This is a genomic window from Streptomyces sp. NBC_00631, assembly GCF_045206895.1.
GTDB lineage: Bacteria > Actinomycetota > Actinomycetes > Streptomycetales > Streptomycetaceae > Streptomyces.
Genome location: NZ_CP107734.1, coordinates 7,425,155 through 7,437,745, shown reverse-complemented (window position 1 = coordinate 7,437,745; position 12,591 = coordinate 7,425,155). Strand labels below are relative to the sequence as shown.

Annotated in this window: 9 protein-coding genes, 1 tRNA gene and 1 pseudogene; 2 read left to right on the top strand and 9 right to left on the bottom strand. The window is 70.0% G+C overall.

Annotation, left to right across the window (positions count from 1 at the left end):
• Positions 1-130 precede the first annotated feature (130 nt).
• From rho to OHB00_RS34330, 7 genes are all read right to left on the bottom strand, one after another.
• The gene (gene rho / locus OHB00_RS34360) at positions 131-2,197 is read right to left on the bottom strand and encodes a transcription termination factor Rho (protein WP_406440610.1); all 2,067 of its coding nucleotides are present in this window, start codon (positions 2,195-2,197) and stop codon (positions 131-133) included.
• 407 nt (positions 2,198-2,604) lie between these two features.
• Positions 2,605-3,546: a homoserine kinase gene (gene thrB / locus OHB00_RS34355; RefSeq protein WP_406440608.1), complete on the bottom strand. Its 942-nt coding sequence runs from the start codon at positions 3,544-3,546 to the stop codon at positions 2,605-2,607.
• 287 nt (positions 3,547-3,833) lie between these two features.
• Positions 3,834-4,892 (bottom strand): threonine synthase, encoded by a 1,059-nt coding sequence (gene thrC, locus OHB00_RS34350; RefSeq protein WP_406440606.1) that lies wholly within the window; start codon positions 4,890-4,892, stop codon positions 3,834-3,836.
• 6 nt (positions 4,893-4,898) lie between these two features.
• A complete protein-coding gene (locus OHB00_RS34345) occupies positions 4,899-6,191 on the bottom strand; it encodes a homoserine dehydrogenase (protein WP_406440604.1) in 1,293 nt (430 codons plus the stop codon).
• A gap of 134 nt (positions 6,192-6,325) precedes the next feature.
• Positions 6,326-7,717, bottom strand: coding sequence for a diaminopimelate decarboxylase (gene lysA, locus OHB00_RS34340; protein ID WP_406440602.1), 1,392 nt, complete (start codon positions 7,715-7,717; stop codon positions 6,326-6,328).
• 19 nt (positions 7,718-7,736) lie between these two features.
• Positions 7,737-8,714 (bottom strand): ArgS-related anticodon-binding protein NrtL, encoded by a 978-nt coding sequence (gene nrtL, locus OHB00_RS34335; protein WP_406440600.1) that lies wholly within the window; start codon positions 8,712-8,714, stop codon positions 7,737-7,739.
• Between the two features lie 107 nt (positions 8,715-8,821).
• On the bottom strand, positions 8,822-9,259 hold the full coding sequence (locus OHB00_RS34330; RefSeq protein ID WP_406440598.1) for a response regulator: 438 nt from the start codon (positions 9,257-9,259) through the stop codon (positions 8,822-8,824).
• A gap of 152 nt (positions 9,260-9,411) precedes the next feature.
• On the opposite strand from OHB00_RS34330, the gene OHB00_RS34325 reads away from it, so the two are divergent.
• Together OHB00_RS34325 and OHB00_RS34320 are read left to right on the top strand one after the other, a co-directional pair.
• A tRNA-Arg gene (locus OHB00_RS34325) sits at positions 9,412-9,483 on the top strand.
• A gap of 1,096 nt (positions 9,484-10,579) precedes the next feature.
• Complete coding sequence (locus OHB00_RS34320; protein WP_406440596.1) at positions 10,580-11,674, top strand: hypothetical protein; 1,095 nt, start codon at positions 10,580-10,582, stop codon at positions 11,672-11,674.
• A 75-nt stretch (positions 11,675-11,749) separates the two neighbouring features.
• On the opposite strand, the pseudogene OHB00_RS34315 reads toward OHB00_RS34320, so the two are convergent.
• Both OHB00_RS34315 and OHB00_RS34310 read right to left on the bottom strand, forming a co-directional pair.
• A pseudogene (locus tag OHB00_RS34315) lies at positions 11,750-11,935 on the bottom strand (mobile element transfer protein); the annotation flags it as partial.
• Positions 11,936-11,952: 17 nt separating this feature from the next.
• Positions 11,953-12,567, bottom strand: coding sequence for a DUF2637 domain-containing protein (locus OHB00_RS34310; protein ID WP_406440594.1), 615 nt, complete (start codon positions 12,565-12,567; stop codon positions 11,953-11,955).
• Positions 12,568-12,591 lie beyond the last annotated feature (24 nt).

Sequence of the window (12,591 nt, the reverse complement as noted above, 5' to 3'; positions counted from 1 at the left end):
AGCCGCTCCCTGCACGTGCAGGGAGCGGCTCCTGGACGCGCCCCCAAAGGGGCGCGGGACTGCATGTGACGTGCGGCTGCCGCCGCGTGGGCGCGACCAGCCACGAACTACCCGCGGCCGGACGACAACGTCAGTCGCCGTTACCCGGGGTCGGCGTCGTCTTCTGAATCTGCATCAGGAACTCGGCGTTCGACTTCGTCTGCTTCATCTTGTCGAGGAGCAGTTCGACCGCCTGCTGCTGGTCGAGGGCGTGCAGCACCCGGCGCAGCTTCCAGACGATGGCGAGCTCGTCGGGGGCGAGCAGGATCTCTTCCTTACGGGTGCCGGACGCGTCGACGTCCACCGCGGGGAAGATGCGCTTGTCGGCGAGCTTCCGGTCGAGCTTGAGCTCGGCGTTGCCGGTGCCCTTGAACTCCTCGAAGATCACCTCGTCCATGCGGGACCCGGTGTCCACCAGGGCGGTGGCGAGGATGGTCAGCGAGCCGCCGTCCTCGATGTTGCGGGCCGCACCGAAGAAGCGCTTCGGCGGGTACAGGGCCGTCGAGTCGACACCACCGGACAGGATGCGGCCGGAGGCCGGCGCCGCGAGGTTGTACGCACGGCCCAGACGCGTGATCGAGTCGAGCAGCACGACGACGTCGTGGCCCAGCTCCACCAGACGCTTGGCACGCTCGATGGCGAGCTCGGCGACCGTGGTGTGGTCCTCGGCCGGGCGGTCGAAGGTCGAGGAGATGACCTCGCCCTTGACCGACCGCTGCATGTCGGTGACCTCTTCCGGACGCTCGTCGACGAGGACGACCATCAGGTGGCACTCGGGGTTGTTGTGCGTGATCGCGTTGGCGATCGCCTGCATGATCATGGTCTTGCCGGTCTTCGGCGGGGCCACGATCAGACCGCGCTGGCCCTTACCGATCGGCGACACGAGGTCGATGATGCGGGTGGTGAGGACGCCGGGGTCCGTCTCCAGGCGGAGGCGGTCCTGCGGGTAGAGCGGGGTCAGCTTGTTGAACTCCGGGCGGCCGCGGCCGTGTTCGGGCGCCATGCCGTTGACGGAGTCCAGGCGGACCAGCGCGTTGAACTTCTCGCGCCGCTCGCCCTCCTTGGGCTGGCGGACCGCGCCGGTGATGTGGTCGCCCTTGCGCAGGCCGTTCTTGCGGACCTGGGCGAGGGAGACGTACACGTCGTTCGGGCCGGGCAGGTAGCCGGAGGTCCGGATGAACGCGTAGTTGTCGAGGATGTCGAGGATGCCCGCGACGGGGATCAGGACGTCGTCGTCGGCGAGCTGCGGCTCGGCGCCGCCGATCTCGTCACGGCCACGGCGGCCACGGCGGTCCCGGTAGCGGCCCCGACGGCCACGGCGGCCGCCCTCGAAGTCGTCGTCGTCCTGCGGACCGGCGTTGCGGTCCGGACGGCCGCCACCCTGCTGCTGCGGCTGCTGCTGACGGTCCTGGCGGTCGGAACGGTCCTGCCGGTCCGAACGGTCCTGCCGACCGCCCTGGCCGCCCTGGCCGCCGCCCTGCTGCTCGTCGCCCTTGTTGCGCCGGTCACGGCCGCGGTCACGGCGGTCGCGGCGGCCACGGCCGTCGTCGCCGGCGTCGGCCCTGGCCTCGCCCTGCTGCTGGGGCTGCGCGGGCGTCTCGGCCTTCGGCTCGCTCTTCGCCTCGGCGGCGATGGTCTCGGCACCGGTGGCGGTGGGGCTGCCGGCGTCTGCGGTGGCACGGCGACGGCGACGCTCGGCGGGGGCGTCGTCCGCGCCGCGCTCGGTGTCGCCCGCGCGGGAGGTGCCGCCGGCCGGCTGGCCGGGGATCTCGATCTGCTGCTGGGCCGCGGCCTTGTCGGCGGGCGCCTCGGCGGGCTGCTCCGCCTTCTTCTCGGCGGCGTCCTCGCCCGTACGGGCCTTGGAGGTGGCCCGGCGCTTCGGCTTGGTCTCGGTGGCCGCCTCGGCCTTGGCGGGGGCGCCCCCGCCGGCCTGGGCCTCCTTGATGACCTCGATCAGCTGGCTCTTGCGCATGCGCGCGGTGCCCCTGATGCCGAGGCCGGATGCGACCTGCTGAAGCTCGGCCAGCACCATGCCCTCAAGGCCGGTACCGCGGCGCCGCCGGGAGCCTGCACCGGAGGCAGGCGCGGAGGCGTCCGTGGCGGGCGCGGCAGCGGTCTCCTCGACACGTGCGCCCATCAGATCGGTGGTGTCGCTCACGAAGGGTCCTTCCCTGGAGCGGACGTCGGCCTGTCTGGCTCGGCGACCGGTTGTGCTGTCCGGCTTTCGGTCCTTGCTTGTGTGGACCGTGCCGGGGCGGTGGTCCGCCAAAGCGGCGGAAGAGATTTCTGGTGACGGCGCTTCCGACGAGCCGTGGCACCCGGTGTCACGTGGCGTGGTCGCACCTGTTCCGGAGCGTGCCCAGCGGCCCTCTCAGTGCCCGGGTACGGCGTACTGCCCAGGTACGTCATACAGAACGCTGAGTGGCTTGGGAGACTCCCGGAAGAATGTCTGTCCCGGAGGGGGACACGAAGCACCTCGCCATGGGGAGGTCGGGTGCAGACTTGAGGTTAACACTACCGGATCCAACAAACATTCCCCCTCTCCAAATCCGGCAATCGTGCGCGTCACATGTCACTGGAAGTGTCATTGGCGGGCGCGAGCGGCAGCACGATCGCTCCCTGGGCATCGAGGTTCAGCCGGTTGGCGGCCCAGCCCACACCCGCCAGGGCCTGCACCTTCTCGGCGCTGCCGGCGTCGGCGAGCGCCATCACGGTCGGTCCGGCGCCGGAGATCACGGCCGGGACGCCGTCGGCGCGCAGCCGCTCCACCAGCGCGGCGCTCTCCGGCATGGCCGGGGCGCGGTACTCCTGGTGCAGACGGTCCTCGGTGGCGGGCAGCAGCAACTCGGGGCGCCGGGTGAGGGCCTCGACGAGCAGGGCGGCACGGCCCGCGTTGGCGGCGGCGTCGACGTGCGGCACGGTGCGCGGGAGCAGTCCGCGCGCGGTCTCGGTCAGGACCGGCTTTCCGGGCACGAAAACCACCGGAACGATGGAATCGGTGGGCTCCATCCTGATCGCCCGGGCGGCGCCGGACTCCATCCAGGAGAGGGTGAAGCCGCCGAGCAGGCAGGCCGCCACGTTGTCGGGGTGGCCCTCGATCTCGGTCGCGAGCTCCAGCAGGGCCGCGTCGTCGAGTCTGGCCTCGCCGCCTATGGTCACGGCACGCGCGGCGACGATGCCGGCGCAGATGGCGGCGGAGGAGGAGCCGAGGCCGCGGCCGTGCGGGATGCGGTTGGCGCACACGATCTCCAGGCCGCGGGGCTGGCCGCCCAGCAGGTCGAAGGCGGTGCGCAGGGAACGGACGAGAAGGTGGCTCTCGTCACGCGGCAGCGTCTCGCTGCCCTCCCCCGCGATGTCGATGTGCAGCCCTGAGTCGGCCACCCGGACGACGACGTCGTCGTAGAGCCCCAGCGCGAGGCCCAGGGCGTCGAAGCCCGGACCGAGGTTGGCGCTGGTGGCGGGGACGCGCACCCGGACGGCGGCGGCGCGGAACGCTGGACCGGCCATCGCTCGATGACTCTCCTTGAGCTGCGTGATGGTCGAATGACATTCGATAGGTACGTGAGGACCCTCGGGCCGTGGAGACGGCGCGGCACCGCGCCATATGCGGAGGCATATGCAGCGGGCGGGTTCGGTACAGCCTATCGAAGGAAGGTTCTGTGGCGACATAGGGCGCACAGGAGGCGCACGATGCGTGTCGTAAGCCCCCTGTGCCCCCTCCGTAGGGAGAGCCCTTGCTCCCCTCCCTGTCGAATACCCCTTGAGTACCTCTTGAGTACCTCTTGAGCCGTTCTCTAGGCGAGGCCGAGGCGCTCCGCCGCGGCGGCCGCGTCGACCGGCACGGTGACCGGCTGCGGGGCGCCGGCGACGGCCCAGTCGGGGTCCTTCAGGCCGTTGCCGGTGACCGTGCAGACGATGCGCTGCCCCGGGTCGACCTTGCCCTGCTCGGCGGCCTTCAGCAGACCGGCGACCGAGGCGGCGGAGGCGGGCTCCACGAAGACACCCTCCTGCGCGGCCAACAGCCGGTAGGCGCGCAGGATCTCACGGTCCGTCACCTCGTCGATGAGGCCCTCCGACTCGTCCCGGGCCGCGAGCGCGAACTGCCAGGAGGCGGGGTTGCCGATCCGGATCGCGGTGGCGATGGTCGAGGGGTCCTTGACGATCTCGCCGCGCACGATCGGGGCGCTGCCGGAGGCCTGGAAACCCCACATGCGGGGCGTCCGGGTGGAGATGCCGTCACCGGCGTACTCCTTGTAGCCCTTCCAGTACGCGGTGATGTTGCCCGCGTTGCCGACCGGCAGGACGTGGATGTCGGGCGCGTCCCCGAGCATGTCCACGATCTCGAAGGCGGCCGTCTTCTGCCCCTCGATACGCACCGGGTTGACCGAATTGACCAGCGCCACCGGGTAGTTCTCGCTCAGGTTGCGGGCGAGGGTGAGGCAGTCGTCGAAGTTGCCGTCGACCTGGAGGATCTTCGCGCCGTGCACGAGGGCCTGGCCCATCTTGCCGAGCGCGATCTTCCCCCGCGGCACGAGCACGGCCGAGACCATGCCCGCGCGCACGGCGTACGCGGCGGCGGACGCGGAGGTGTTGCCCGTGGAGGCGCAGATGACCGCCTGCGCGCCCTCCTCCTTGGCCTTGCTGATGGCCATGGTCATACCGCGGTCCTTGAAGGAGCCGGTCGGGTTGGCGCCCTCCACCTTCAGGTGGACCTCGCAGCCCGTGCGCTCGGAGAGCACCTGCGCGGGCACGAGGGGCGTGCCGCCCTCGCGGAGCGTCACGACCGGCGTGGTGTCGGAGACGGGCAGCCGGTCCCGGTACTCCTCGATGATTCCGCGCCACTGGTGGGTCATTGCTGGTTACTCTCCTTCAACCCGCATGATGCTGGCGACACCCCGCACGGTGTCGAGCTTGCGCAGCGCCTCGACGGTCCCGGACAGGGAGGCGTCGGAGGCCCGGTGGGTGACGACGACGAGAGAGGCCTCGCCGTCCTTGCCCTGCTGGCGAACCGTATCGATGGAAACGCCGTGCTCGGCGAACACGGTGGCGACCTGGGCGAGAACACCCGGTTTGTCGGCGACGTCGAGGCTGATGTGGTAGCGCGTGACGACATCGCCCATCGGGGACACGGGCAGGGCTGCGTACGCCGACTCGCCGGGCCCCGTTGCCCCGCTGAGCCGGTTGCGGCAGACGGCGACGAGGTCGCCGAGTACCGCGGAGGCCGTGGGCGCACCGCCGGCGCCGGGCCCGTAGAACATCAGCTGACCGGACGCGTCCGATTCCACGAAGACGGCGTTGTACGCGCCGCGTACGGAGGCGAGCGGATGGGTCAGCGGAATCATGGCGGGGTGCACGCGGGCCGTCACCGAGCCGCCGTCCTCGGCGCGCTCGCAGATGGCGAGCAGCTTGATGGTGCAGCCCATGTTCTTGGCGGAGGCGAAGTCGGAGGCGGTGACCTCGGTCATTCCCTCGCGGTAGACGTCGTCGAGCCGCACCCGCGAGTGGAAGGCGATGCCGGCGAGGATGGCGGCCTTGGCGGCGGCGTCGTAACCCTCGACGTCGGCGGTCGGGTCGGCCTCGGCGTACCCGAGCGCGGTGGCCTCGTCGAGGGCCTCCTGGTAGCCCGCTCCCGTGGAGTCCATCTTGTCGAGGATGAAGTTGGTGGTGCCGTTGACGATGCCGAGCACCCGGTTGACCTTGTCGCCGGCGAGGGACTCGCGCAGCGGCCGGATCAGCGGGATGGCGCCGGCGACGGCGGCCTCGTAGTAGAGGTCCCTGCCGTGCTGCTCGGCGATCCCGTGCAGGGCGGCGCCGTCCTGGGCGAGCAGGGCCTTGTTGGCCGAGACGACCGACGCGCCGTGTTCGAAGGCGGTGGTGATGAGGGTGCGGGCGGGCTCGATGCCGCCGATGACCTCGACGACGACGTCGATGTCGCCGCGTTTGACGAGGGCGGTGGCATCGGTGGTGACCAGGCCCGGGTCGATGCCCTCACGGACCTTGGAGGGCCGGCGTACGGCGACGCCGGCCAGCTCGACGGGAGCGCCGATCCGCTGTGCGAGGTCGTCGGCGTGCGTCGTCATGATGCGCGCCACCTCTGAGCCGACAACCCCACAGCCCAGCAGCGCCACCTTCAGCGGACGCGTACGCATCATCCGACCTCGTTTCCTCATACCGTCTACGGTTGGACCAGTCTCACTCACCGGACGGGAGTTTCTACCCTTCGTCCGGATCGTGAGACATCTATTTCATTGTGTGGCGATGACTGACAGGAGATCTTCCTCCTGCGTCACCCGACGTCGAGACGGAGCAGGTCCTCCTCCGTCTCCCGCCGGACGATCACCCGGGCCGCGCCGTCGCGCACCGCGACGACCGGCGGCCGGAGCACGTGGTTGTAGTTGCTGGCCATGGACCGGCAGTAGGCGCCGGTGGCCGGTACGGCGATGAGGTCACCGGGTGCCAGGTCGCCCGGCAGGAAGGCGTCCTTCACCACGATGTCCCCGCTCTCGCAGTGCTTGCCGACGACACGGGCGAGCATCGGCTCGGCGTCGCTGGTCCGCGACACCAGGGCGACGCTGTACTCGGCGTCGTACAACGCGGTCCGGATGTTGTCGGACATGCCGCCGTCGACCGACACATAGGTCCGCAGACCGTCGAGGGGCTTGATGGTGCCGACCTCGTACAGGGTGAAGGCGGTGGGACCGACGATGGCCCGCCCGGGCTCGACGGAGATCCTCGGAGTCCGCAGCCTCGCGCCCTCGCACTCCCTCGTCACGATCTCGGTGAGCGCCTTGGCGATCTCGTGCGGCTCGCGCGGGTCGTCGTCACTCGTGTACGCGATCCCGAGCCCGCCGCCCAGGTCGATCTCGGGCAGCTCGATGCCGTGCTCGTCCCGGATGTCCTTGAGCAGCCCCACGACCCGGTGCGCGGCGACCTCGAACCCCGACATGTCGAAGATCTGCGACCCGATGTGCGAGTGGATCCCGATGACCTCAAGCCCGTCGAGCTGCAGCGCCCGCCGCACGGCCTCCGCGGCCTGTCCGCCGGCCAGCGGGATCCCGAACTTCTGGTCCTCGTGGGCGGTGGCGATGAACTCGTGCGTATGCGCTTCGACACCCACGGTGACACGAATCTGCACGCGCTGCCGGCGGCCGAGCTCCCGCGCGATGTGCGCGACCCGCACGATCTCCTGGAAGGAGTCGAGCACGATCCGCCCCACACCGGCCTCGACGGCCCTGCGGATCTCCCCCTCCGACTTGTTGTTGCCGTGGAAGGCGATCCGGTCCGCGGGCATGCCCGCGGACAGCGCGGTGGCCAGCTCGCCGCCGGAGCACACGTCCAGGTTGAGCCCTTCCTCGTGCAGCCAGCGCACGACGGCCCGGGACAGGAACGCCTTGCCGGCGTAGAACACGTCGGCGTCCGGCCCGAAGGCGGAGCGCCAGGCGCGCGCCCGGGCGCGGAAGTCGTCCTCGTCGAGGACGTACGCGGGGGTGCCGAACTCCTCGGCGAGGGCCTTCACGTCGACACCGCCGACGGTGACGACCCCGTCGGCGTCCCGGGTGACGGTCTGGGCCCAGACCTTGGCGCCGAGGGCGTTGAGGTCGGTGGGCGGGGCGGCGTAATGACCCTCGGGCAGGACATCGGCGTGGCGGGGCCCGGCGGGGTGTGCGGAACGGCTCATTGCTCTTCTGGCGCTCTCTTCAGAGGTGATCGGGTGCGTCGATGCCGAGCAGGGACAGGCCGCCGGCCAGCACCGTCCCGGCGGCTTCGGCGAGGGCGAGCCGGGCACGGTGGGCGGCCGAGGGTTTCTCCTCGCCCTGGGGCAGCACGGTCGGCAGGAACGGCAGCGCGGCATCGGCGACGGTGACCAGGTGCCGGGCGAGCCGGTCGGGGGCGCGATGGACGGCCGCACCGGTGAGGATGCGGGGGTGGTCGGCGAGGGCGGCGACGAGGCCGGCCGGAGCGTCGAGGACGTCCCCCGGTACGGCACCGAACCCGAGCCGCCCGGCCCCCCGCCGCACGGCCCGCACCCGGGCGTGCGCGTACCGCACCCGGAACAGCGGATTGCTCTCCCGCTGCACCAGGTGGTCGGCAGTGATCCGGGGCCGGTCATGGGCGGCCGGATACAGCAGCGCCCACTGGGCGGCGTCGGGCCCGAGCGGAGCCGGGTCCTCCGGCGCCGGAACGGGCCGCAGGCTCACCGGCTCCCCGTGATCGACCTCACCGCGGCCGCCCTGCGTCGCGACGATCCTCACCACCGCGTCGGCGACGACCTCGGCCCGGACGTCGTACGGCACCCGCAGCGCGACGACCTGCCCGGCGAGGGCGTCGCCGTGGCCGTAGGCGGCCCCGAGCCGGCGGATCTCCGCGACCAGGGTCACTGTCGGCGAGGAGCCGGAGGCGAGGGAGATGTTGAGGAACCCGGGCCCGGTGACGACGACGTCCTCGACGCCGGCGCACTCCGTGAGACGCGGCACCAGGATCTCGGCGACCCGCAGCGGGGGCTGCCCGGCGGGCCGGGCGAGCTGCAACGCGATGTTGGTGGCGTAGTCCCCGCACCCACCCGGCCCCGGCGGCGTCACCACGACCCGCTCCGGCACGCTCACGCTCAGCTCCCCCTCGTCCACGGCACGGCGCACCGCGCGCAGCACGGTACGGGAGAGCTCGACGGGGGTCACGGGACAAGCGTAGGGGAGGAGGGGGGTGGGTAGGCGAGCCGGTTTGGCAGGGTTCCGGGATATGGACGGCGGTGCCTGTCCGAGCCCCCTACGGCGTCACCTCGGCCTCACGGATAAGCGGGGTTGCCACCGGCCCGCTCCCCGGCCCGCTCCCCTTCCTCACAGCCCCGCCGCCGCTCGATCAACTCCCGCACCATCTGCACGAGTTCGGCAGGCTCGAACGGCTTGGCGAGAAACGCATCGACGCCGACGTCCAGGCCGGCCTCGACCTCGTACTGCGTACAGGCACTGACGATGGCGAGCGGCAGATCGTGAGTCCGGGGATCGGCACGGAGCTGGGCGGCGGTCCGCAGCCCGTCGAGCCGGGGCATCACCACATCCAGGGTGATCACATCGGGCCGCACCCGATGAACGACATCCAGACACTCGGCACCGTCGGCCGCGGTCACGACCTCGATACCCTCCAGTTCGAGATTGACCCTGATCAGCTGCCGGATGACCTTGTTGTCGTCCACAACAAGCACCCGGCCCGACGCCCCTGGCACAACTCGAGAGTAGGTCCGGACCGGCCACCGCGTCCGGGTTTTCCCGACTTCCGCCCCGGCGAGGGAGCACCCCCGGGAAACCTGTTCCTGATCACCCCGACCGAGCTGGTAGTGTTCTACCCGTCGCCGCGAGCAACAGCTCAACGCCAGACGCCCCCGTAGCTCAGGGGATAGAGCAACGGCCTCCGGAGCCGTGTGCGCAGGTTCGAATCCTGCCGGGGGCACTCGCCAAGGATCAGCAAAAATCAGGCGCTGACCACGGCGGATGCCGACGCAAGAGGGCGGGAGTCAGTCTCACTGACTCCCGCCCTCTCTCGTTGTCTCTCACCGTTCTCGCACTATCTGCGATACACGCGGCACACCTCCGCCACACTCGTCAGCCGTACGACATGGCATAGGGCCTTGCCAACCGCGATGAGGACGATGCGATGAACGAGGGGTGGGCGGCCCTAGCCGCCGGTGGCTTTGGATTGATCGGCGCTTTGGCTGCCGCCGGCGCTGCCATGTGGGGTGCTCGGACGGGGGCAACAAAGGCTCTCGAAGCCACCTACGCCCAGGTGACGGGCCAAGAACTTGCCGAGCATCGCCATTGGGTCCGCGAGCAACGCATGCTGGCCTTGATGGAGACAGTTGATCTACTGACGGCTATAGATGCAGCCCTAAGCTTGGCTTGGGTGAAGCTCCTCATGGGGGAGACGCTTGCTGCTGAACGGCACGAGGAGTTCGACGTAGCCCATAGGGCCCTGATGCGTTGTGTTTTTCGCCTGGGGGTCTGGGGACCGGCCGAAGGCCGGGTCGTAGCCCAGGAGGTCCATCGCTTGGGCAGTCGCATCGCTGAAGCATGGATCCTGTGGGAGGCCGCTCTGGACTCCGGACATCCAACGGACGCACTGCAGGAAGACTTTCGGGTTCGCAGAGCAGCGCTCAACGCACCATGGGCCGAGTTCCTCAACTTGGCCGGACGGGCTCTCAGGAATCCTACGCAGGCCTCCTAAAAGTAAGGGACGCTGCGTCACCTACTCACACGCGACGGAAGCCGGCTCCCGCAGGCGCCGTCCAAGGGGGAGCTCCGGGCTGCCGGGCGCCTTTAAGTCGACTTCCCCTGCCGCTGAGCGTCTGGCCGAGGACCCGAGCCGCCAAGGAGGTCACGCAGGTCGTCGTACGCGGGTACGTTCAGACCGAGTGCGGTGGCCGCCTTGCGGTAGGGCGTCACCCCTACGCGCAATCACGTCCCTTCTCGTCCTTCAAAAGTCGTGCGTGAGGCAGAAAGTTCAACGACAGCAGCCCCGGGCCAACGCCTTCTGCTTCACGATGACGGGCATGGGCCTGCACCGTGACGGGACGCGTGATTTCGCGTACTACGCCGACGACTGGATCTGGCCGCGCTCGCGGGCCGCGTTGATGAAAAGCACGCTGCTGTTCTTCGATGGGCTCGCTCTCTCCCTGCCCCAGCACCTTGCCGACCGGCTGATCGAGGGCAGTCCGGAGCTTGCCCAGCCACTGGCCGAACGGGGGCTTCTGGTGAACCTGGAGCCCGATCGACACCTGCAGGCAGACACCGCGGCCCGGCTGGCCACAGATCTTTACGAGGTTATGGACCGCTTCCACTTCGCGTTGCGCTCGTCCTCAGGGTCGCCACGGGCAATCGGCAACTTCCACTGGGGCGGGGCCCGCGCCCGGCTGCAAGCGAACACCCTCTCACAGCTCATGCTGGCCAGGGGCATCGCTGAGCACTACCCCTCGAGGCTCGGCAACGAGGAGCGTCTCCTGCTGATAAGCCCTGCCGCTCGGCTGTTGATCCTCAACGCCTACTGCCAGGCTCTGCGCGACGAGCTGGCGAAGCAGTCGGACATCACTCTGATGCCGGTGGCTGACAGCGTCGGGACGATGGGGTTCTACAGCCCCGGGCAATGGGACCCCCGCGGGCGGTGGCGCAGCTCCCTGCACGAACTTAGGCGGGCTGCCGAGGCCCTGACACCCGGCGTGGGTTTCGCAGCAGCTGAGATCATGACATCTGACCTGCACACTTTGGGCGTTGACGTCTCCGCCGTTCCCCTCGAGGACATTATCGCTTTCCGGGCTGAGCACCGAGAAGAACTCCGTGCGTACACGGCGGGGGTACGCACGCTGCTGGAGATCACCACCGACCTGAGCCACCAGCAGTACCAGGCCGAGATGAGTGCCCGGCGAGAGCGCCTTCTGGATGAGGCTGCTGCCCTACAGTCCAGCACACGCAGGGACTTCGGACGGATGGGTGTCGTCACGACGCTGAGCGTCGCCGCCGCAACGTGGACTGGCACCCAAGGAGACCTGGTCGGCGCCCTGCTAGCTGGCCTGTCTGCAGCTGCCGCCGTCAGCCGGCCAACCCAACCCGTCACTTCCTACTCCTACGTTCTGGGATTCAGCCGGCGTTAAGTAATCACCAGGGTGGCTGACCTGGGTTGCTGAGCTAGGGCACAATGCAGACCGTGAACGCAGGTGACGTGGCAATAGTGGGTGCGGCGGCGTGCGGGCGGCAAGTTCGGTGGCGGCCCGGCTGTCGTAGTCGGCGGAGAAGCCACAGCGCGGGGCGGTGCAGGCGGCGGTGTGCTTCTCGCGGCCCCGGTCGTCGTAGGCAGTGCCGACCTGGACGGGGCCGATGCGGGTGACGTTGCGGAAGCGGCGGTTGGCGGTCACGGGTCCTGGTTCTCCTTTCAGAGCTGGGCGGCGATGGCTTCGGCCATGGGGGCCGGGACGCCGAGGCGGGCGCGGAGGGTCGGAGTGTCGATTGGCGTGCCGGTGCGGGTGTGGTGCTCGCTGGCGACCTTGCGGGCGTGTGCGACGAGAGCGGCCGGGACCGGGACAGTTGGGGGTACGGGTGGCTGTTTTTCGGCCTGCGTCTCGGGAGCCGGTTCGGGCTCTTGCTCCTGGTCGTCGTCGGTGGTCGCTACGACGACCGGCGCCTTTGGGAACGAGTGGGCGAGGAGGGTGCCGCCGAGGAAGGCGACGGCTGGCCATCCGGCGACGAGGATCCGGAGCCAGGCCGGGACGCTGCCGAGGTCGAGGAGACCGGCGGTGGCGACGTTCGCGCCGAGGGATGCGACGAGGGCGATGACGAACCAGCACCAAGCGGCGGCTTTCGTGGTGCCGGTACGGAGTCGGCGCCAGGCGGCGACGAGCAGCAGGTCGACGGAGACGGGGTAGGCCCAGGCTTTCCATCCGTCCTGGCCAGCGGCTGCGGCGACGTCGTGGAGGTGGGCGAAGGACAGTGCGGCGGCGATGAGCGCCTGAACGAGCACCGCGTCGACGCGGGCCAGCTGGGCGCGCATGATGCGGCTCCTTCCGGTTTCGGG